Annotated in this window: 22 protein-coding genes, 1 tRNA gene and 2 pseudogenes; 12 read left to right on the forward strand and 13 right to left on the reverse strand. The window is 65.2% G+C overall.

Going from position 1 to position 20856, the window contains the following annotated elements:
- Positions 1-15: 15 nt before the first annotated feature.
- Positions 16-306: a hypothetical protein gene (locus TZ00_RS06685; protein ID WP_044440129.1), complete on the reverse strand. Its 291-nt coding sequence runs from the start codon at positions 304-306 to the stop codon at positions 16-18.
- Between the two features lie 122 nt (positions 307-428).
- Between TZ00_RS06685 and TZ00_RS06690 the strand changes: the two genes are divergently transcribed.
- Positions 429-674: a helix-turn-helix transcriptional regulator gene (locus TZ00_RS06690; protein WP_044440131.1), complete on the forward strand. Its 246-nt coding sequence runs from the start codon at positions 429-431 to the stop codon at positions 672-674.
- Between the two features lie 72 nt (positions 675-746).
- On the opposite strand, the gene TZ00_RS06695 is transcribed toward TZ00_RS06690, so the two are convergent.
- Positions 747-819, reverse strand: a tRNA-Lys gene (locus TZ00_RS06695).
- A 57-nt stretch (positions 820-876) separates the two neighbouring features.
- Between TZ00_RS06695 and TZ00_RS06700 the strand changes: the two genes are divergently transcribed.
- From TZ00_RS06700 to TZ00_RS06720, 5 genes are all read left to right on the forward strand, one after another.
- Positions 877-1506 (forward strand): hypothetical protein, encoded by a 630-nt coding sequence (locus tag TZ00_RS06700; protein WP_044440132.1) that lies wholly within the window; start codon positions 877-879, stop codon positions 1504-1506.
- Positions 1507-1657: 151 nt separating this feature from the next.
- The gene (locus TZ00_RS06705; RefSeq protein WP_044440134.1) at positions 1658-2062 is read left to right on the forward strand and encodes a hypothetical protein; all 405 of its coding nucleotides are present in this window, start codon (positions 1658-1660) and stop codon (positions 2060-2062) included.
- 135 nt (positions 2063-2197) lie between these two features.
- Positions 2198-3412, forward strand: coding sequence for a glycosyltransferase family protein (locus TZ00_RS06710; RefSeq protein ID WP_238579602.1), 1215 nt, complete (start codon positions 2198-2200; stop codon positions 3410-3412).
- Positions 3413-3582: 170 nt separating this feature from the next.
- A complete protein-coding gene (locus TZ00_RS06715) occupies positions 3583-4179 on the forward strand; it encodes a sigma-70 family RNA polymerase sigma factor (RefSeq protein ID WP_078713920.1) in 597 nt (198 codons plus the stop codon).
- Positions 4179-5009, forward strand: coding sequence for an anti-sigma factor (locus TZ00_RS06720; protein ID WP_044440138.1), 831 nt, complete (start codon positions 4179-4181; stop codon positions 5007-5009). Before TZ00_RS06715 ends, TZ00_RS06720 begins: the two co-directional genes overlap by 1 nt.
- A 74-nt stretch (positions 5010-5083) precedes the next feature.
- On the opposite strand, the gene pstB is transcribed toward TZ00_RS06720, so the two are convergent.
- The 4 genes from pstB to TZ00_RS06740 are packed head-to-tail and all read right to left on the reverse strand — an operon-like array spanning position 5084 to position 9349.
- Entirely contained in the window at positions 5084-5863 is a 780-nt protein-coding gene (pstB, locus tag TZ00_RS06725; RefSeq protein WP_044440140.1) for a phosphate ABC transporter ATP-binding protein PstB, read from the reverse strand.
- A gap of 53 nt (positions 5864-5916) precedes the next feature.
- Positions 5917-7017, reverse strand: coding sequence for a phosphate ABC transporter permease PstA (pstA, locus tag TZ00_RS06730; RefSeq protein ID WP_044440142.1), 1101 nt, complete (start codon positions 7015-7017; stop codon positions 5917-5919).
- Complete coding sequence (pstC, locus tag TZ00_RS06735) at positions 7014-8186, reverse strand: phosphate ABC transporter permease subunit PstC (protein WP_078713922.1); 1173 nt, start codon at positions 8184-8186, stop codon at positions 7014-7016. Before pstC ends, pstA begins: the two co-directional genes overlap by 4 nt.
- A 47-nt stretch (positions 8187-8233) precedes the next feature.
- The gene (locus TZ00_RS06740) at positions 8234-9349 is read right to left on the reverse strand and encodes a phosphate ABC transporter substrate-binding protein PstS (RefSeq protein ID WP_044440144.1); all 1116 of its coding nucleotides are present in this window, start codon (positions 9347-9349) and stop codon (positions 8234-8236) included.
- Positions 9350-9540: 191 nt separating this feature from the next.
- Here TZ00_RS06740 and TZ00_RS20585 point away from each other — a divergent pair.
- Positions 9541-9591: pseudogene (locus TZ00_RS20585) on the forward strand (hypothetical protein); the annotation flags it as partial.
- A 233-nt stretch (positions 9592-9824) separates the two neighbouring features.
- Here the strand turns inward: TZ00_RS20585 and TZ00_RS06745 are convergent.
- The 4 genes and pseudogenes from TZ00_RS06745 to TZ00_RS06760 all read right to left on the reverse strand — a co-directional run.
- Positions 9825-10469 (reverse strand): annotated as a pseudogene (locus tag TZ00_RS06745) (NUDIX hydrolase); the annotation flags it as partial.
- A 22-nt stretch (positions 10470-10491) separates the two neighbouring features.
- The gene (locus tag TZ00_RS06750) at positions 10492-12672 is read right to left on the reverse strand and encodes an RNA degradosome polyphosphate kinase (RefSeq protein ID WP_044440148.1); all 2181 of its coding nucleotides are present in this window, start codon (positions 12670-12672) and stop codon (positions 10492-10494) included.
- A gap of 12 nt (positions 12673-12684) precedes the next feature.
- Entirely contained in the window at positions 12685-13584 is a 900-nt protein-coding gene (gene mshD, locus TZ00_RS06755; RefSeq protein ID WP_044440150.1) for a mycothiol synthase, read from the reverse strand.
- Positions 13553-14245, reverse strand: coding sequence for a response regulator transcription factor (locus TZ00_RS06760; protein ID WP_044440152.1), 693 nt, complete (start codon positions 14243-14245; stop codon positions 13553-13555). The genes mshD and TZ00_RS06760 overlap by 32 nt, the downstream gene beginning before the upstream one ends.
- Positions 14246-14296: 51 nt before the next feature.
- Between TZ00_RS06760 and TZ00_RS06765 the strand changes: the two genes are divergently transcribed.
- The 4 genes from TZ00_RS06765 (at position 14297) to TZ00_RS06785 (ending at position 17573) form a co-directional block, all read left to right on the forward strand.
- A complete protein-coding gene (locus TZ00_RS06765) occupies positions 14297-14563 on the forward strand; it encodes a hypothetical protein (protein ID WP_152631101.1) in 267 nt (88 codons plus the stop codon).
- A gap of 161 nt (positions 14564-14724) precedes the next feature.
- A complete protein-coding gene (locus tag TZ00_RS06775) occupies positions 14725-15330 on the forward strand; it encodes a heme-binding beta-barrel domain-containing protein (protein WP_044440156.1) in 606 nt (201 codons plus the stop codon).
- A 5-nt stretch (positions 15331-15335) separates the two neighbouring features.
- Positions 15336-16493, forward strand: coding sequence for a CAF17-like 4Fe-4S cluster assembly/insertion protein YgfZ (ygfZ, locus tag TZ00_RS06780; RefSeq protein WP_044440157.1), 1158 nt, complete (start codon positions 15336-15338; stop codon positions 16491-16493).
- 6 nt (positions 16494-16499) lie between these two features.
- A complete protein-coding gene (locus tag TZ00_RS06785; RefSeq protein ID WP_044440159.1) occupies positions 16500-17573 on the forward strand; it encodes an FUSC family protein in 1074 nt (357 codons plus the stop codon).
- Positions 17574-17591: 18 nt separating this feature from the next.
- On the opposite strand, the gene TZ00_RS06790 is transcribed toward TZ00_RS06785, so the two are convergent.
- Positions 17592-18401, reverse strand: coding sequence for a class I SAM-dependent methyltransferase (locus TZ00_RS06790; protein WP_044440161.1), 810 nt, complete (start codon positions 18399-18401; stop codon positions 17592-17594).
- Positions 18402-18452: 51 nt separating this feature from the next.
- Here TZ00_RS06790 and TZ00_RS06795 point away from each other — a divergent pair, with 51 nt between their 5' ends.
- Positions 18453-19202, forward strand: a complete 750-nt coding sequence (locus TZ00_RS06795) for a phosphoglyceromutase (protein ID WP_044440164.1) — start codon at positions 18453-18455, stop codon at positions 19200-19202.
- Between the two features lie 16 nt (positions 19203-19218).
- Here the strand turns inward: TZ00_RS06795 and TZ00_RS06800 are convergent, their stop codons facing one another.
- On the reverse strand, positions 19219-19962 hold the full coding sequence (locus tag TZ00_RS06800) for a hypothetical protein (RefSeq protein ID WP_044440166.1): 744 nt from the start codon (positions 19960-19962) through the stop codon (positions 19219-19221).
- Between the two features lie 125 nt (positions 19963-20087).
- Complete coding sequence (gene phoU / locus TZ00_RS06805; protein WP_044440168.1) at positions 20088-20741, reverse strand: phosphate signaling complex protein PhoU; 654 nt, start codon at positions 20739-20741, stop codon at positions 20088-20090.
- Positions 20742-20856 lie beyond the last annotated feature (115 nt).

A 20856-nucleotide genomic window follows, 5' to 3' on the forward strand; every position in this document is an offset into this window, starting at 1 on the left:
GGTCGACTGGTCGAGCTACGGTCGCCGCTTGCTTACGAGGATACGGATTCCTTCGTCGAGCGTCCGGACTGTTGCGCCCAACGCGACGCCAATCGCAAAGGGTTCGAACGCGTACATCAGGCCGCCCGAGGCATCGATGAGCCCGAAGAGGTGTCCGTCGGGTGCCTGGACGGCGTACCAACGGCCGGTGGGGATAGGTCGTCCCTCGACAGAGTCTGATTGCCATCGCGAAATGATGACGGGCGTACCCTCGATATCTACCGGTCCGTAATTACCGACCTGATCGACCTGCTCGATTGTTGGCATGCTCGCCCTTTCGTGGAATGACTCAGCAACTTTCTCAGGGCCAACACCTTGGCGCAGGCCCCAGAAGTAGTGACAACGCGCGCGAATCGAGCGCCCTGCCCTGCTAGGCGTAATTATCATGCATGTATGACGGAATCCCGAAGTTCCTCAACATCAGAGCCTCAGCTAGGCGGGTGCAGCGAACCCGGCACACGATCTACCGGTGGGTGGCTGAGGGGATGCCGCATCAGGTCGACGGCGGCCGCATGTACATCCTCGAGGAGGATCTGCTCTCGTGGTGGCGCAGCAAGATGATCGCGCAACGACAGAGCAGGTTCGTAGCAGGCGGCCACAGAGTGCGTACGGCATCTCTGGAGGGGCCAGCCTGAATGATTCCGCGGGGTTTGTGCGGGGATGAATAGAGCGCTATCCGGAAGATCGCCGGAAATTGGTGGATACGGTGGGCCCCGCGGGGCTCGAACCCGCGACCCGCGGATTAAAAGTCCGATGCTCTACCAACTGAGCTAGAGGCCCGCAGCCACTAATCTAGCGTGTCTTTGCGCTCGGATCGAACCGAGGCAGGATGGACGCATGACAAGCGAGCATCGCAAACCCGCCCTCTTCGGCGGATCGGAGTTCGAGGCCTTCAAGGGCGGCGAGGATCCCGCCCAGATCTCGCGCCTCGCCCACGACACCGCCAGTGCGCTGCTGGGCCGGGTTCGCGCCGATCCAGACCCTGGCGTCATCGACAGGCTCATTGAGTACACCGACCTGCACGGCATCGACGCCATCGCCGAACTCTGGTCGCGGGCATCGTCGCACAGTCTTCCCGGCGCCCTCTGGCGCATCTATCTGCTGCGCGCACTGATCCGTCAGGATCCCGAGCAGTCGAGCTATCTGTTCCAGAAGGGCAGTGAGCTCAGCATCACCATCGATCCGGTGGTCGCCGGCGCGACCTCGCCGACGGGGCCGAAGGAGATCACCGACCTTGCCGACCAGATCCTGCGCGGCATCTTCGACGGCGACTTCGCTGTGGCGCTCGAGAGAGCTGCCGCGTTCTGCCGCATCATGTCGCTCGGAACGGCCGCCGAGGCCGACGATACCGAATCGGATTCGGCGGAGCGCGCATCCGAATTCACTGTGCGGGCCAACCGCTTCGCGGAGACCGCCTCGGAGTTCGCTATCTGCGCAAAGTTGTGGAGAACGGACAGCCTCGACTGAAGTCGGGTAAAGTCGTATCTCGCCGGGCCGCGGTAACCCCGGGCTCCAATTTCCGCCGTTACGAACGGCCTTCCGCCGAGAGGCGTTCCGCGGCCTGGCACTAATTCTGACCGAGAGCCTCGAGGCCGAGTCACCAGGCAGGCACACCGTCATGGCATTTCGAGTCGCCGCCGTCATCTGGACCGCCATCGCGCTCGCGGTCGCCGCCGTCGTGCACTTCTTTCTCGCCCCCCAATTCGATCTGGTCCAGACGAGACTCGAGGGCGGCTTCGTCGTGACCGTCGGCCAGCTCTTTCGCGTCGCCGCGGTCACGAACGGCCTCCTCGCCGCCCTCATCCTTGTGAGGCCGCGCCGGTGGTCTGCGTTGCTTGTGACTGCCGCATCCCTGGCGGGTCTCGCCCTGACGGTGTCGAGCACCGTCGGGCCCATCGAGCTTCCGTTCGGTCTCCCGACGATTCCGGTCGGCACGTGGTTGCAGCTGCGTGTCGTCGCTGCTGCCGCTGAGGCGCTCGCCGTCGTCGGTTCGATCATGATCGCGAGCCGTCGAAGCCGCTGATCGCACAACGCACGTAGGCCAGCTTCGTCGGTTTGGCAAGGGTCAATTCGCGCCCCGCGTTCGGGTGACATGCTGAGCAGGCGTCCGATGCACCACTTCGCACGGCGCACAACAACCCATGGAACGGAGGCGGCTATGACGAGCCTTCTTTCGCATTCTTATCGCGACGGCTCCGCTCCCGAGAAATCGGTCGCGCCTGAAATCCGTCCCGCTCTCGAGCCGCAGCTGGTGCGGGTGGCGTCCGTTCCCGCATCCTCTGTCTATGTACGTCACATCTCGCCGATCGACGGTGACGTCGCGCAGCCCGGCGGGTCAGCGGCCGCGTCCCGCGATGGCGGCGTGCGCGTCACGCGGCTGCCCGACCCCGATGACCCGGTCCGATCCGCCCAGCAACGCTGGTGGCCGCCGACGATGTTCGAGGCGGAGTGGGTGCGCGCTCACGCCGACGACTTCGACGTCTTTCACCTGCACTTCGGATTCGACGCCCGAACCCCCGAGCAACTGCGCGACCTCGTCGAAGAGTTGCGTCGCCTCGGCAAGCCGCTTGTCTACACGGCGCACGACCTGCGCAATCCGCATCACCAGAGCCCGGTTGAGCACAACGCCCAGCTTGACGTTCTCGTGCCTGCGGCCGATGCGATCGTCACCCTGACCGATGGCGCCGCCTACGAGATAAAGCGTCGCTGGGCCCGTCGGGCGATCGTGCTCCCACACCCGCACGTCGTCGACTTCGAGACCATGCGTCGGGTTCAGCGCGCCCGACTCGACGGGCGGCACGACCGCGACGACGCCGAGTTCCGCATCGGCCTGCATCTCAAGAGCCTGCGCGCCAACATGAATCCCGTTCCTGTCGTCGGTGCGCTGCTCGACACGATCGAGGCGCTGCCCAACGCGGTTCTCCAGATCGACGGCCATCGCGACCTTCTCGAGCCGACCGGCCTCCGTTACGACGAGGGCCTCGCCGACCTTCTGCATGAGGCGGCGGACGCCTGTCGCATCGACCTGCGCATCCATGACTCTTTCGACGACGAGCATCTCTGGGAGTACCTCGCCTCGCTCGACCTCTCGGTGCTGCCCTATCGCTTCGGCACGCACTCGGGCTGGCTGGAGGCCTGCCGTGACCTGGGAACCCCCGTGCTCGCGCCCACCTGCGGCTACTACCGAGATCAGGCTCCGGTGATGCTCTACCTGCACGACGACGACGGCCTCGACGCGGACTCCCTGGGCTGCGCCGTCGCCCGCGCATACTACGACCGGCCCTCCTTCTCGATCACGGTCGACGAGCGTCGGCGCCAGCGTGAAGCGGTGTCAGACGCGCACGCCGCGCTCTACCGCGATCTGCTTCGATGAAGAGGGCTCTCCGCATCTGACGTCGGCGCGCGCCCGGAGCAGCGGTGTGCGAGAGCCGTTCCAACCATCGGCACGAAAGCTCTGACGCGCGACCAATCCGACATCGTACCCGCGCCGAATCATTGGTGTGAACGGACCACGAACAACAGGCCTCAGGTCGGAAACCTGTCATGCTTAAGCTTGTGACCTCTGATAGCGACCACGACGGTACCCCGATGGAGGCACTCGACTCAGTCGAGAGCCTGCTGCTGCGGGTCGCCGACGGCGATCAGAGATCATTCGCCGAACTGTATGACCGCATTGCACCGCGAGTTCTCGGCCTCATCAAACGACTGCTGATCGACCACGCGCAGTCCGAAGAAGTGGCTCAAGAAGTGTTTCTCGAGATCTGGCGCACGGCAACACGGTTCGATCCACAGCGCGGCGCCGCCCTCTCCTGGGTTCTCACGATGGCGCATCGCAGGGCAGTCGACCGCGTCCGCGCGTCGCAGTCCTCCCACGATCGCGATGTCAAGATCGGTATCCGCGATGTAGACCGTGAATACGATCAGGTGGCCGAATCGGTCGAGATCAGAATCGAACATGAAAGGGTGAAGAGAGCAATGACTCAGCTGACTGAATTGCAGCGCGAAGCCATCTCTCTGGCGTACTACGGGGGATACAGCCATAGCGAGGTCGCCAAGATCCTGGCCATTCCGATCGGCACTGTGAAGACACGGCTGCGCGATGGCATGATCCGCCTTCGAGACGAAATGGGAGTTGCCTGATGGCCACGAATGACGACTCTCGTATGAACACCGGAGCGTTCGCCCTCGGAGCTCTGAGCCCTGAAGAGCTCGAACGATTCCTCGCGGCGGCTGAGTCCGATCCAGAGCTCGCGGCCGAGGCAGACGGCCTCAGCGCCACGGCCGTGCTCCTCGGTCTCGCGTCTACTCCGGTCGAGCCTTCCGCGAAGCTCAAGGTCGACCTGATGGCCGCCATCGCGTCAACGCCGCAGCTGCCCCGCGAAACGGCCGGCCCGGTTGCTCACACGGGTGACGCCGTGCCGCCGGCATCCACCGGTGTCGAGGATGCCCGACCGCGGCCGGTCGATGCCGGCGCGGCTGAGCAGAAGGCTCGCATCCGCTGGTTCGCCCGACCTGCCACCCTGCTGGTGTCGGCTGCCGCGGCCATCGCCCTGTTCGTCGGCGGAGGGTTCGTGGGATCCGCGTTGTCGGGAGATACACCCGTGGTCGTCGATCAGCAGGCCGCCGGGCTCGCTGAGATCTATGCGGCATCCGACGTGCAATCGGTTCGCAGCGAAGTCGAGGGTGGCGGCGTCGCCACCCTCGTCTGGTCGGGAGAGCTCGGACGCTCCGCCGTCGTCGTCGACGGTCTCGCACCGTTGCCCGCCGGAAGCGTCTATGAGGCTTGGTACATCAACGACGCGGGAGCCGCTCCCGCGGGCACCTTCGACGCGACCGGCGCCCACAAGACGTCGTGGCACCTGCTCGACGGAACGATGTCGGCTGGAGATACAGTGGGCGTCACGGTCGAGCCGGCCGGCGGATCCAAGACGCCGACCACGACGCCGATCGTGGCGATCGCCAGCGCTTAGCCACCTGCAGCACGAACAACGAAGGCCCCCTCGAGATCGAGGGGGCCTTCGTTGTTCGTGCTGCAGGGTTCTCGCTATCCGAAGCGACCCGACACGTAGTCTTCGGTGTCCTTGACAGTCGGGTTGGAGAAGATGGTGGTGGTGTCGTCGTATTCGATCAGCTTGCCTGGCTTACCCGTGCCGGCGATGTTGAAGAACGCCGTGCGGTCAGACACGCGGCTGGCCTGCTGCATGTTGTGCGTCACGATCACGACCGTGTACTCCTCTTTCAATTCCTTGATGAGGTCTTCGATGGCGAGCGTGGAGATCGGGTCGAGAGCCGAGCATGGCTCGTCCATCAGGAGAACGTCGGGGGAGACCGTGATGGCGCGAGCGATGCAGAGACGCTGCTGCTGACCGCCGGAGAGACCGCCGCCCGGAAGGTTCAGTCGGTCCTTCACCTCGTTCCAGAGGTTGGCGCCGCGCAGGCCCTTCTCGACCATGTCGTCGCCGTCGCTCTTCGAGAGACGCTTGTTGTTCAGCTTGAGTCCGGCGAGCACGTTGTCGCGAATCGACATCGTGGGGAACGGGTTGGCTCGCTGGAAGACCATTCCGACCTGGCGGCGAACCATAACGGGGTCGACACCGGGAGCGTAGAGGTCGTTGCCATCGATGATGACCTCACCCTTCACGTGTGCACCGGGAATGACCTCGTGCATGCGGTTCAGGGTGCGCAGGAAGGTCGACTTGCCGCAACCACTGGGGCCGATGAACGCGGTGACGGTGCGGGGTTCGATGGTGATCGATACGCCCTCGACGGCAAGAAAGTCGCTGTAGTAGACGTTGAGGTCTTTGACCTCGATGCGCTTGGACAATTCGATTCCTTCGGATTCTGTGGTGCGAAAGGGGGAAAGCTTGGGGCGGGAGACTAGCGGGAGCCCTTGGGGGCGAATACCTTCGCGACGACACGTGCGATGAGGTTGAGGATGACGACGAGGATGACGAGCAGCAGTGCCGCGCCCCACGCCGAGTTGTTCGACGCGGCGATATCGGTGCCGGGGAACGCGAAGCCCGTGTAGGCCATGACCGGCAGCGTCTGCATCGGGCCTTCGAACGGATTCGAGTTGAAGTTGTCGGTGAAGCTCGCCGCCATGAAGATGGGGGCGGTCTCTCCGATGACGCGGGCGATGGCGAGCATGATGCCCGTGACGATACCGGCGATGGCCGTCGGCAGCACGATGCGCACGATGGTCGCGAACTTCGACACGCCGAGGGCGTACGACGCCTCACGCAGGTCGTGCGGCACGAGGCGCAGCATCTCCTCGCAGGCCCGAACAACCGTGGGGATCATCAGCACGGAGAGGGCCACCGAAGCGGAGAACCCACTGAACGCCTTCGGCCCGAGGATGATCGTGAAGAGCGAGAAGGCGAACAGACCGGCGACGATCGAGGGGATGCCCGTCATAACGTCGACGAGGAACGTCACGGTGCGCGACAGCCACTGGCCGGGGCGGCCGTACTCCACGAGGTAGATCGAGGTGAACAGGCCGATGGGAACGGAGATCAGCGTCGCTATGCCTGTGATGATCAACGTTCCGACGATGGCCTGGAGCGCACCGGGGGTGTTGGTGACCTCGAGAGTGTCGGGGTTGAAGGCAGAGCCGCCGGACTGCGTGATGAACTGGAACGACAGGGCGCCGATGCCCTTGGATACGACCGTGAAGAGAGTCGAGATGAGGGGAATGATTGCCAGCAGGAACGCGACGGTGACCAGGCCCCGCACGAGGCGGTCGACGGCCTTGCGCCTGTTCTCGACGAGGCTGGAGAGAATACCGAGGAGCACGAGGTACACGACGGCGCTCAGAACGAGCCAGCCGATCAGGTCGAAACCGATCAGCATCAGCAGCACGCCAGAGACGACGGCTGATGCACCGAAGATGTAGAGTTCGGCGAAGCGAGGCAGCTGCCCGGTTGTCAGCGAATTGGGAACGGGGCCCTTTTCGACGGTACGAGGACTCAGCGCGGTCATGCGGATGCTCCTTCAGGGCCGGCGGCGGCGTTCTTGTCGGCGACGAGATCGCGGGTGAGGGTCGACGTGGCGTCGCCCGTGGGAACGACGAGGGGTTTCTGGCGGGACTTCTTCTTGCTGCTTGACTTGGACGAGCCGCGCGTCACGATGTACCGGGCGATCATGTTGACCGCGAGCGACACGACGAACAGCAGCAGGCCGGTGCCGATCAGAGCCTGGCGCTGCAGTGTGGAGGCGATGGGGAAGTTCAGCGCGATGTTCGCCGCGATGGTCTGCGAGTTCTGGCCTTCTGTGATGACGAAGAACGAGACGATGACGGCGGGGGAGATGATCATGGCGATGGCCATGGTCTCGCCGAGTGCACGACCGAGGCCGAGCAGCGTCGCGCTGACGATGCCCGACTTGGCGTAGGGGAAGACGGCGAGGCGCACCATCTCCCAGCGCGTGGCGCCGAGAGCCAGGGCCGCCTCTTCGTGCAGGCGAGGCGTCTGCAGGAAGATCTCTCGCGAGATGGAGGTGATGATGGGCAGGATCATGACGGCGAGCACCACTGCTCCCGCCAGGATCGTCGAGCCGGTCGTTGTGACCTGGCCTCCGAAGATCGGGATCCAGCCGAGGTAGGTGTTGAGCCAGTCGGACAGCGGCAGGAGGAAGGGGCGGATGACGATGATGCCCCAGAGACCGAAGACCACAGACGGCACGGCGGCGAGCAGATCGACGACATAGCCAAGCAGGCCCGCGAGTCGGCGGGGAGCGTAGTGCGAGATGAAGAGGGCGATGCCGATGCCGATCGGGGCGCCGATGACGAGCGCGATGGCCGCGGACCAGAGGGTTCCGAAGAGCAGCGGACCCACGTAGGTCCAGAAGCTGTCGAACGCCGACGTGAATCCGTCGTTCAGTTCTGGAGAGGTCTGCCAGTTGGCGACGATGGCCGGCATGCCCTGCACGATGAGGAACAGGGCGACTCCGGCGAGAATCACCATGATGAAGATGGCGCTGCCGGTGCTCAGCCCGCGGAAGATGGCATCCGCGGGCCGAACCCGACTGCTGCGCTTGGGGGAGGCGGCCGGCGAAGGCTCGCCGCCCCCAAGCGGGGTGGTGCTGTCAGACGTGGTGTTCTGCCGAGGCTGTGTCGAGGAAACAGATTCAACTGAGGTTCGGTCGCTCATGGCGGTCTTTCTCGAGAAGGTCGGGAGAACGGTCTGGTGAGGCTGTGTTACTTGACGAGAGCCAGGCTCGCGGCGATCTCGGTGAGGAGCTTCTCCGGGATCTGGGCCGCGCCGGCGTTCTTCGCGGCAACCTTCTGGCCGACGTCGCTTCCGATCCAGCCGAGGTAGGCGGTCGTCAGCTCCTTCTGCTTGGCATCGGCGAACGTGGTGCAGAGGATGCCGTAGGAGACCAGCGGGATCGGGTAAGCCTCGGTTCCGGAGATGGCCGTGAAGTCGACCTTCTGGGCCAGGTCGCCCTTGATGCCGGTGTCGGCGGTCGTCGCGGCAGCGTCGAACGCGGAGGTGACAGCCTCGGGGCTGAACGACACGAAGTCCTTGCCCTTCACGCTGACGGCGGCAGCCTTGAGGTCACCGATGGCGCTGTGGTCGGCGTAACCGATGGTTCCGTCACCGGCTCCAACGGCCTGCACGATGCCGGAGGTGCCCTTCTGGGCGCTGGTTCCGGCGATCGGCCACGCGCTGTCGGCCGGGTAGGTCCAGACATCCTTGGCCGTCTGGCTCAGGAAGTTCGTGAACGTCTTGGTGGTTCCCGACCCGTCTGAACGCGTGACGGTGGTGATGGCCGTCGCGGGCAGCTTTGCGGTGGGGTTCTCCGCGGCGATGGCCGGGTCGTTCCAGGTGGTGATCGACAGCGAGAAGATCTTCGCGAGCGTCTCGGCCGACAGGTTCAGCTTGTCGACACCGGCGAGGTTGTAGACGATGGCGACGCCATCGAGGTAGATCGGCAGGTTGATCGCGCCGTTCGGGCCGCACTTGGTGGCCGCGGTCTGCTGGTCGGCCGTGAGGGGCGAGTCGCTGCCGGCGAAGTCGTAGCTGCCAGCGGTCCAGTTGGTGACGCCGCCACCGGAGCCCTGCGACTTGTCGTAGTTGATGGTCACGCCCTTGGCCTGGGCGGTGAATGCAGTGGTCCATGCGGCCTGTGCGTTGGCCTGGGCGCTGGATCCGCCGGCGGTGATGGTGCCCGAGAGCGAGCTGTAGTCGACTGCAGCGGCCGTGGGGGTTGCCGTGGCGGTGGCCTCGGGGGTGCTGCTGGAGCAGCCAGAAAGTGCGATGGCCGACGCGACCAGGATGGCCCCCGCCGTAGCAACATTCTTGAACTTCACTGTGTGTGGTCCCTTCAAAGTGGGTAATAGCCGGGTGCTGACTGAGACCACTTGTCGATCAGAAGATCGTTGAATGTAGCCGGATATCAGAAATGCACACTGGCGGGCCGGTGCTGGCCCTCAGAAAACGTAGCCGTGCATCGTGGCCAGATTGGCGCATTTCGGTAAACGGGAGGTGAACAGCGAGGAGTCCTCAGTGTGGGACGTGCGTCTCCACGGCGACGATGCCGGAACCTGGGTGATCCGTCGACAGGTGAAGGACCGTGTAGCCGGCCACAGGAAGGTCGCCGGACCGAGCGATAGAGGCAGCCTTCGTCGTGCCTGTGGCGAGCGCGACCTCGCGCATGATCTCCGGCAGCACTGGCCCGTGGCTGCATAAGACGGCCGTCGCGCGGCGACGCACGCGTTTTCCGACGATGCTCCGGATGTCGCTGGTGCCGTTCTCGAAGGCCTCCTGGCTGATCGAGTCGGTCTTCTTGACCGGCAGCCCGAGAGCCTCAGCGGTCGGTGCGATCGTCTGCTGACACCGCAGCGCCGTCGACGATCGCAGAACGGTCGGGCCGAATGCGCTGATGCCAGGAACGATGAATCGCGCCTCGAGCAGACCGCGCTGAGTGAGCGGCCTCGCCGAATCCCGACCGTCGAAGTCGAAGGCGGGGATCGCCTTTGCGTGGCGCAGCGCAATGATCGCAAAGGTGCTGGTGATGCCGTCGTCGACGAATGCCTGGAAGCGCTTGAGGATCTCGGCGTCGCGTTTGTAGCTGATCGAGGTGAGCGCCCGACTCACCGGCATCCACTCGAGGGCGGCAACCTCGCTGTTCGGCACGAACGTAGACGAGAGGACGGCCTCGTTGGTCACCTCTGCCGCCCAGTAGTGCACGACCTTTTCGCGGTGGTTCGGCATCACGTAGTTCGTGACGCCGAGTGGCAGGCCGAGATTGACCTTGAGCCCGGTCTCTTCCGCAATCTCGCGAACGGCCGTCTGGGGCAGAACCTCGCCGGGGTCGAGTTTTCCCTTGGGAAGGGAGATGTCTTTGTGGCGCGTGCGATGGATCAGGAGCACCAGGATCTCGCCGTCGACAACGCGCCAGCAGACCGCTCCTGCGGCGAAGACGGTCACAGTGACCGTTCCCCCGCCCGGCTCACCGGCTGATTCCCGTTCGCTTGCGACGCCTGGTGATCTGCTTCATGACCACGTCTTGCAGATCGACGAGCGGGTTGCCTGCGTCGTCGACACTGCGCCGCACCCACTCGCCCTCCGGTCCGAGCGTCCACGACATGGTGTTCTCGTGCATTGCGAGGTCGAAAAGCTCACTGATCTCCCGCAGGTGATCGGTGCTCGTGAGCCGCACCAGCGCTTCGACGCGACGGTCGAGGTTGCGGTGCATCATGTCGGCGCTGCCGATCCAGGTCTCCGGTTCTCCCGCGTTCACGAACGAGAAGATGCGCGAGTGCTCGAGGTAGCGTCCCACGATCGAGCGCACTGCGATGTTCTCGCTGAGTCCGGGCACGCCCGGCTTGATCGCGCAGATTCCACGCACCCAGATCTCGACGGGAACACCCGCCTGGCTGGCCCGGTAGAGCGCGTCGATGATCGCTTCGTCGACGATCGAGTTGACCTTGATGCGGATGCCGGCGGGCAGGCCCTGCTCGACATTGCTCGCCTCTTGCGCGATGCGCTTGAGCAGGCCCTTGCGCAGGTGGAGCGGGGCCACGAGAAGGCGCTTGAACTTCTTCTCGATCGCATAGCCCGAGAGCTCGTTGAAGAGTCGAGTAAGGTCTTTGCCGACCTGATCGTCGGCTGTCAGCAGACCGAAGTCCTCGTAGATGCGGCTGGTCTTGGGGTTGTAGTTTCCGGTTCCGATGTGGCTGTAGTGACGCAGCACACCCTTCTCGCGACGGATCACCAGCGCGAGCTTGCAGTGGGTCTTGAGCCCGACCAGGCCGTACACGACGTGCACGCCTGCCTTCTCGAGTTTGCGCGCCCAGGAGATATTGGCCTGTTCGTCGAAGCGCGCTTTGATCTCGACCAGGGCGAGAACCTGCTTGCCCGCCTCTGCCGCGTCGATGAGCGCCTCGACGATGGGACTGTCGCCCGAGGTGCGGTAGAGCGTCTGCTTGATCGCGAGCACGTGCGGGTCGGCCGCAGCCTGTTCGAGGAACGCCTGAACACTCGTGGCGAACGACTCGTAGGGGTGATGCAGCAGCACGTCCTGACGGGCGATCGCCTTGAAGATGTCGGGCTTCGCATTGGGCTCCGACGGCTGGAGTGCGACCGACGTCGTGGGAACGCGTTTCGGGTAGTGCAGCTCGGGTCGGTCGATCTTGCCGAGGTCGAACAGGCCAGACAGGTCGAGCGGGGCGGGAAGGCGGTAGACCTCCTGCTCTGTGACGTCGAGCTCGCGAACGATCAGCTCGAGGGTGCGATCGTCCATGTCTTCCGTCACCTCGAGACGGATTGGAGGCCCGAAGCGTCGACGCAGCAGTTCTTTCTCGAGCGCCTGAATAAGGTTCTCGGTCTCGTCTTCGTCGACCTCGACGTCTTCGTTGCGGGTGACGCGGAACACGTGGTGGTCCAGCACCTCCATGCCTGGGAAGAGGTGGCTGAGGTGGTTCGCGATGAGATCTTCGAGCGCGATGAGACGCACATTCGTCTCGTCTTCGGTCTCGTCGACGCGGATGAAGCGCGGAATGACCTGGGGCACCTTGAGACGGGCGAACTCCTCCTTATCGATCTTGGTGTTGCGCACCCGGATCGACAGGTTCAGTGACAGGCCGGAGATGTAGGGGAACGGGTGCGCCGGGTCGACGGCGAGCGGCATCAGCACAGGGAAGATCTGCGTCGAGAAGTAGTCGCTGAGGCGCGCGCGGTCGTCTTCGTCGAGACTGTCCCAGGTGACGATGTGCACGCCGGCATCGTCGAGCGCCGGCTTCACCAGTTCTTGATACGCGCGGGCGTGCCGCAGCTGCAGCTCGTGCGCGGCGCGAGAGATGTCGCCCAGAACGTCGACCGGCTTGCGGCCGATGTTGGTGGGAACCGCGAGGCCGGTCGCGATGCGGCGCTTGAGGCCGGCGACGCGCACCATAAAGAACTCGTCGAGGTTCGACGAGAAGATCGCCAAGAAATTGGTGCGCTCCAGCACAGGAAGCGTCGGGTCTTCGGCGAGTTCGAGCACACGCGTGTTGAACGCCAACCAGCTCAGCTCGCGGTCGAGGTAGCGGCCTTCGGGAAGTGACGGGTCGTCGAGGATCTCGATGATCTCGTCGTCGTCATCGAAGTCGGAGCCGAAGTTCGAATCAAGAAGGATGTTGTCGCCGCTCATGCAATCATCATGTCACCCGGCGAGTGGGCGTCGGTACTGAACATCGACCGTATGGTCGGTGAATCCGAGCGACCGATACAGGTGCACGGCGCCCACGTTGTCGGCATCGACATAGAGCGCCGCCGTCGAGACGCCGCGCTCGCGCAGGCGATCGAATGCCCGCTGCATGAGCATGCGCCCGAGACCCCGTCCCGCATAGTCGTCATCGACACCCACCACGTAGATCTCGCCCGGTTCGTCGGGCCCCTCGACCTTGAGCCAGTTGTAGGCGATGACCCTGTCTCCCCGCCGTGCAAGCAGAAAGTCGCCTGCGTCGAACCATGGCTCGGACATGCGCGCGTGCAGGTCGTCGACGGTGATGGATCCCTGCTCTGGATGCTCGGCAAACACGCGGGCATTGAGTTCGACCCACGCGTCATCGTCGACACCCGGCCTGAACGCCTCGACGATAATCCCGTCGCCCTCGTTCCCCGAGCCTGTTCCCTCGTTCCCCGAGCCTGTCGAGGGGGAGCCGGGCACCGGCATCCGCAATTGGTACAGCGTGCGCACCGGCTCGAACCCCGTGCGTTCGGCGAGGATGCGACTGGCCGGGTGGTCGCCGTGGGCCCAGCCCGCGATTCCGGGCTCCGCGCCATCGAGAATGCGGTCGAGCAGAATGCCGCCGAGGCCGTTGCGGCGGAACTCGGGGTCGACGACGAATTCGAACTCTCCCTGGCCGACGAGAACGGCGCCCGCGATCGCATCGCCGTGCTCGGCGACGACCAGGCTTCGAGCGCCGGATGCCGCGTCGACGAGAGCCTGGTCGTTGAACGGCGGCTGGCCGTCGACAAGCGATGATCTCGAAATCAGTCGGGTGAACGCTGCGCCGAGTTCGGCGGGGCTACTTGCTCTGAGTTGCAGCGATGCGCTCATTGTCGTCTTCGAAGAAGTTGAAGCGGTAGCCCACGTTGCGCACGGTGCCGATGAGCGACTCGAGGTCGCCGAGTTTCGCGCGCAGGCGCCGCACGTGCACGTCGACCGTGCGCGTGCCGCCGAAGTAGTCGTAGCCCCACACCTCGGAGAGGAGCTGCTCCCGGGTGAAGACCCGCGACGGATGCATCGCGAAGAATCTCAGCAGCTCGAACTCCTTGAAGGTGAGGTCGAGCGGTCGGCCGTGCACCCTCGCCGAGTAGCTGGCCTCGTCGATGACGACACCCGACGCCTGAATCTTCGACGTCGACTGGTCTTGCACCTGGCGACCGATGGCCAGCCGGATGCGTGTGTCGACTTCCGCAGGGCCGGCCGTCTCGAGCACAACATCGGCTGCACCCCAGTCGGCACTCACCGCGGTGAGGCCGCCCTCGGTGATGATCAGGAGGATCGGAACCCCGATGCCGGTGGTGGTGAGGATCTTGCAGAGCGACCGGGCCGACGCGAGATCGGTGCGGGCATCGACGAAGATGAGGTCGCAGTTGGGGGTGTTCACCAGCTGAGCGGGCTCGGCGGGGATCTGCCGGGCGCGGTGACTCAGCAGAGACAGCGCGGGCAGAACCTCGCGGTCGACCACAGAGGTCAGTATCAACAGCTGCGCCACGTATGGTCCTCCAAGAAAGCCTGACGTCATACTATCGGGCAGAATAGGAGGGTGAGTCTCCTGATGAAGAGCGTAGCGCCGGTCTGGCTGGTGGCCGTTCTCGGCGCCGTCTCGGTCGCCGTGCTCGCCGAACCCGAGAACTATCTCGTCTTCCTCCCCGTCGTGCTGGGGGTGACCACCCTGCTGACCTTCGGCATCCAGCTGGGTATCAGGCGCAAGGAGGGGTACGTCAACCGCGTGACGGCCAGTGTCACCGGCGCGGTTGTGATTCTCATCCTGGCCACGGCCGTGCTCGCGCCCATCTCGTTCGCCGCCTGATTTCCGACCTCTCCGGCAGGGGAGTCGGGTTAGGATCGATGCATGGAATCGTATGTCGCGCTCGAACTGTTCTTCGTGGGACTGCTCGGTCTCGCGAGCCTGGCTATCGCCTGGATCTCGGGCATGGTCATCTTCAAGCTCTTCCGCGGCCAGCGCTGACCGTGATCGAACTGCCCGTCGGGCTCAACGCCGAACTGGTTCCGCTCTCGTGGCTCATCGGCGTCTGGGAGGGCACCGGAGTCATCGACTACACGGTCGGTGACGAGAAGGTCACCCGCGAGTTCGGTCAGCGTGTGAGCTTCAGCCAAGACGGCCTGCCCCACCTCAACTACAACTCCTACGCGTGGCTTCTGGGCGAGGGCGACGACGAACCCACGCCGCTCGCCACCGAGACCGGATACTGGCGACTCAGTCGGCCCCTGGTCGACGCCGATCCCGGTCCGGGAATGCTGCCCGGTGCTGAGCAAAAGCCGTTCACCACGGCCGACGAGGTCGAGACTCTGCGCAACGCCACGAACGGATTCGACGTCGAGGTCGCACTCGTGCACCCCGGAGGAGTGATGGAGCTCTACATCGGTCAGGTTGCCGGCGCTCGCATCGATCTGTCGACCGACGCGGTCGTGCGCTCGCACGGCGCCAAGGAGTACACCGCCGCCACTCGCATCTACGGTCTCGTCGACTCCCACCTTCTCTGGGCCTGGGACATCGCAGCCCTCGGGCAGAACCTCCGCACCCACGCATCCGCTCGTCTCGCCAAAACAGATTGACCTCAATGACCTCCGCAGGCTCCCCGTTCCTCGCCCTTCCTGGTGCAGTCGATTCGGCGGCAGCCGACCAGGGCGTTCCCGCCCATTACGGCAATCCCGTTGCCGAGCAGCGTGCGCTGCTTGCTGGGGCGATCGTCGACCTCTCGCATCGCGGAGTCATCTCGGTCAGTGGCGCTGACCGTCTCACGTGGCTCAACTCGCTGACGAGCCAGAGCTTCACCCGCCTCGCGCCGGGGGAGTCGACCGAGTCCCTGCTGCTCGGAGTCTCCGGCCGCGTCGAATTCGACATGCGCGTGATCGACGACGGCGACACGGCATGGCTGCTCGTCGACGCAGACGAACTGCCGGCGCTGCTCGCCTGGCTGCAGAAGATGCGCTTCACTCTGCGGGTCGTGATCGCCGATAGAACCGAACAGTTCGCCACCGTCGGCTCGTTCGGCGCCTCGAACGAGATTTTGGATGCCGTTGCAGCGTCGCTGAACGGTGTCGCGCTGGTCTGGCGCGACCCCTGGAACGCGGTGTCGGAGGGCGGCCACCAGTACGCCCAGATCGAGGAGCACCCCGGCGCCGAGTGGCTGTGGCGCGAGACGCTCGTGAGTCGCGACGAGCTCGCCGCGCTCGCCGACCGGGCCCGTGCCGGCGAGGTCGCGGTCGCGGGAGTGCTGGCCGCCGAGGCTCTGCGGATCGCCGCGTGGCGGCCGCGTCGCGCCACCGAGGGCGATGAGAAGACCATTCCCCACGAACTCGACTGGATGCGCTCCGCCGTGCACCTCTCGAAGGGCTGCTACCGAGGCCAGGAGACCGTCGCTAAGGTGCACAACCTCGGCCACCCGCCGCGCCGCCTGGTCTTCCTCCACCTCGATGGAACCGATAATGTGCTTCCGGCGCCCGGCGACGAGGTCGTGCTTCCCGCACCCTCCGACGCCCCCGAGAGCGGCGCGCCCGACGTCGTCGGACAGGTCACCTCCAGCGGCATCCACTACGAACTCGGTCCCGTGGCGCTCGCGGTCGTGCGCCGCTCGACGCCGGTCGATCGCGATCTCGGCGTTCTAAGCGACGGTATCGTCGTGGCAGCCGGCCAGGAGGTCATCGTGCCGCCCGAGGCGGGCAGTGTCGTCGGTCGCATCCGGCGCATGCCACGACTCGGCGTGATGCGGCGCTAACGCGCCGTGCGCAACCTTCCAAAGCCGGGCGCATCCATCGAACGCCTGGTGTCCAGCGCGCCTGCGATCGTGCAGATCGTGATCGCGGTCGTGATCTCGTTCTCCATCTCCCGCTACCTGCTCGGGCATCCCGCACCCGTGACGGCCGTGACCGTCACGATCTCGAGCCTCGGGTTCATGCGGGATGCCCGTCCTCTGCGGGTGGTCGAGACGGCCCTGGGCGTCACCCTGGGCATCGCCCTCAGCGAGGCGATCGTGCTCGGATTCGGCCAGGGTGTCTGGCAGCTCGCCCTGGCTCTGGCGGTGACGCTCACCGTCGCGCGACTGCTCTCGCCGGCCGCATCGTTTGCGATCGTCGCGGGAGTGCAGTCCGTTCTGGTCGCGGTGCTGCCAGTGCAGGCCGGAGGCCCCTTCACCCGCACGATCGACGGCGTCATCGGTGGCACGATCGCCCTGCTCTGCACGGCGCTCATCCCACGGGATCCACGGCGAGGGGCCCTCCGCGACGCGAAGAGATTCCTCTCGGCCTACATCGACGTGGTCGCCTCGCTCGCCGCGATTCTGCGGGTCGGCAGCGAGACCGAGACGGATCGTGTTCTCGAGCAGGCACGTCGCACGCAGCCCCTCGTCGACTCGTGGCGCACATCGCTCGACTCCGCGATCGCGATCGCCCGCATCTCCCCGTTCCTGCGGAAACACCTCCCCGAGCTTCAGCGGCAGCACGTGATGCAGCAGAACATGGACCTCGCGATGCGCAACCTGCGCGTGGTCACACGCAGGCTCTCCGTGCTCGATCGCGACGGTCGGCCGCGGCCCGAGATCGCAGAGCTGCTCTCGGGTGTCGTGAGCAGCGTGAATCTGCTCTCGCAGAGCCTCAACGAGCCGCAGCTCGAGCCACTCGTGAGGCAGAACCTCATTCTGATCGCGGTCAGGCTTCATCCCTCACGGCTTCTGCCGGGCCAGCCCCTGGCCGAGACTTCCGTGGTCTTCGCCATGCGACCGCTGGTCATGGACCTGCTGATGGCCTCAGGTCTCAGCGCCGAGGAGGCTCGAGCGTCGATGCCCGACATATCGGTCTGAGACGCGCGGCCTCGGGAGTCAGGTGGGCGCCACCTGCGCCCACGGCACCGTGAGCTCGCCCAGCCGCCTTCGTGACCGGGCGCCGAGAATCGACCAGCCCGCGGCATCCAGGGCCTCGACAGAGGCGAGCCATCGCTGTGTCGCGCCGTATACGCCGACGCCCGCGTTGTGCTGCCACGCCCTGTCGAGCTCGCTGAGCAGCGCGTGGACGGGCTGGCCGGGCACGTTGTGATGGATGAGGGACTTCGGCAGCCTCTCGGCGACGATCGACGGCTTCTCGAGGTCAGAGAGGCGCAGTGAGATCGTGAAGGTCTGAGGCCCCGCCGAGGTCACGGTGATCCAGCTGGAGACGCGGCCGATCTCGTTGCAGGTGCCCTCGACGAGCACGCCATCGGGTTGCAGTCGGGAGACCATCAGCCGCCAGGCATCCGGAACGTCTGACTCGTCGTACTGGCGCAGCACGTTGAACGCGCGGATGACGGCGGCGAGGCGACCGTCAGGGAGCGGCGTCTCGAACCCTCCGAGGGCGAACGAGACTCGTGCATCGGGGGAGAACGTGGTGGCTCCGGCGCGGACGCGGGTGAGCTGCTCGGTCGCGGTGCGCACCCTGTCTGGCGAGATCTCGAGGCCGATGACCTCGACATCGGCGCGCACGCGGGCCAGCCGGTGCTGCAGTTCGAATGCGGTCACTCCGCTGGCTCCGTAGCCCAGGTCGACGACGAGCGGGTCTGCTGAGCGGCGCAGGGCGGGCAGCGTTGTGATGAAACGGTCCACTCGACGGAGACGGTTGGTGTTCGTCGTCCCCCTAGTGATTTCACCGATCGGCATGCATCCAGTTCACCACGAAAGCGCGCCGCCGCCGCCCCTAGACTTGTGAGCATGTCTACGCCTTATACCTTGATACTGCTGCGCCACGGCAACAGCGACTGGAACCAGAAGAACCTCTTCACAGGCTGGGTCGATGTGCACCTCAGCGAGCAGGGAGTTGCCGAAGCTAAGCGCGCCGGCGAACTGCTCGCCTCATCGGGCGTCCTGCCCGACATTCTGTACACATCGCTGCTGTCCCGCGCCATCGAGACCGCCAACCTCGCACTCGCCGAGGCCGACCGGCAGTGGATCGACGTCAAGCGCAGCTGGCGCCTCAACGAGCGCCACTACGGTGCTCTGCAGGGCAAAGACAAGGCGCAGACGCTCGAGGAGTACGGCCCCGAGAAGTTCCAGACGTGGCGCCGGTCATTCGACGTGCCGCCGCCGCCCATCGAAGACGACGCCGAGTACTCGCAGGTGGGCGACCCCCGCTACGCGAACATCGACGGCGAGGTTCCGCGCACCGAGTGCCTCAAAGATGTCATCGAGCGCATGCTGCCGTACTGGCACTCCGACATCACTGACGACCTCAAGGCGGGCAAGGTCGTTCTGGTCACCGCTCACGGCAACTCGCTGCGCGCGCTGATCAAGCACCTCGACGGCATCTCCGACGATGACATCGCCGAGCTGAACGTGCCCACCGGTATTCCGCTGGTCTACAAGCTCGACGAGAACTTCGTTCCGATCGAGCCCGCCGCCTACCTCGACCCCGAGGCTGCTGCTGCCGGCGCCGCGGCTGTCGCGAATCAGGGCAAGAAGTAACCTCGCCCAGAGTTGCTCAGATGACCGGTCCGCGTTCCGCGGGCCGGTCATTCTGCTGTGAGTAGATCGCCGGAGCCTGTTGCGGCTGCGCGTACTGCTGAGCAGTGGGGCTGCTCTCGGCCGAGACAGGTGCGCGGTTGCCGCCGAAGAGTCGCGAAGCGATCGCGCCGCCCCAGCCGATGGCCGCGGTCACCGTTGCGCCGAGCAGCAGCATCACGAGGGAGCTTGTCGCCGTGTCAGCGCCGAAGGTGAGAAGCGCCCAATGCGCGAGCGCGACGATGACTACGAGAGCGAGTGCGACGAAAGCCAGGGCTGGACGGTATCGCACGACGAACCACGCGGCGCCGAAAGCCATGGGCAGCATCACATAGGGGTCGGCGAAGGTGAATGCGATGAATGTCGTCGCGGCCCCGAACCCCATCGAGAATCGCACTGCCTGGAATATCGCGATGAGGATCACGGCCAACGTCACGATTCCGGCCGCGATTCCGCGTCTTGCCAGTGACGCCGTGGCGAAGAACAGGCCGAGCAGCGCCACAGCAAGAGCGAAGAGAAGGTTCAGTGTCAGCAGGAGGCCGAACGCGAATCCGAGGTTGCGCATGTATTCGGCGCCCGAGAGTACCTGGGTGACCTGACCGGTCAGGCTGGAGAGCAGCAGGTATCCGCCCAGCGACGTGGTCACGAGGGAAAGCAGCCGTCGGTTCGAGAGGGCTGTGCCTGCTGCCTGCGGCTGGGGAATGGCGTTCTGGGGATAGGTCATACCCCCAGCATGGGGGAGTGTGCTCGCGGGTAGCAACCCGTCGAACCCTGTCAGTATGCGGGCCTCAACGAAGAAAAGGACCGACTGCCGTGGGGCGGTCGGTCCTTTTAGAGGCGTGCGGGATGCTACTCGGCGGCACCGGCCCAGTCGCCGGTGGCGAGGTACTGCACCTTCTTGGCGATGGCGACGGCGTGGTCGCCGAACCGCTCGTGGTAGCGGCTCGCGAGCGTCACGTCGACGGTGTCGACCGCGCCGCCCTTCCACGTCTCTCCGAGCACTGCGTCGAACACGCTGACGTGCAGCTCGTCGAGCGAGTCGTCGTCTTCGCGGATGACCTCGACGAGCGCGAGGTCTTCGTTCGTGAGAAGAACAGTGAGGTTCTTGGCCATGGCCACGTCGAGGCGGCCCATCTCGGTGAAGGTTCCACGCAGGCTCTTCTTCACGACCTTGTCGGGGTAGCGGTAGCGAGCCAGCTGAGCGATGTGCTCGGCGAGGTCGCCCATGCGCTCCAGCGACGCAGAGATGCGCAGCGCGCTCACGACGATGCGCAGGTCGCGGGCGACCGGCTGCTGAAGGGCCAGGATGTTGATGGCCAGCTCGTCGAGGCTCACCGCCAGCGCATCGATCTTGTGGTCTTCGGCGATCACGGACTCGGCGAGAGAGACGTTCGACTCGTTGAACGCCGTCGTGGCGTTGGTGATCGCTGTGGTGACGAGAGACGAGATCTCGACCAGGCGGTCCTGTACCTCCCGCAGCTCCTGCTGGAATACTTCGCGCATGCGTAAGGTCCTTTCACGGATTCGTCTCGACACTCGGTTGAACGAGTTTTGTGCAGCATCGAGGGGAGAGGCGTCGACTGACGCCCGGATTATTCTGGCGAGAACAGGTTAACGG

The sequence above is a fragment of the Agreia bicolorata genome, from assembly GCF_000938265.1.
In the GTDB taxonomy this organism is placed as follows: domain Bacteria; phylum Actinomycetota; class Actinomycetes; order Actinomycetales; family Microbacteriaceae; genus Agreia; species Agreia bicolorata.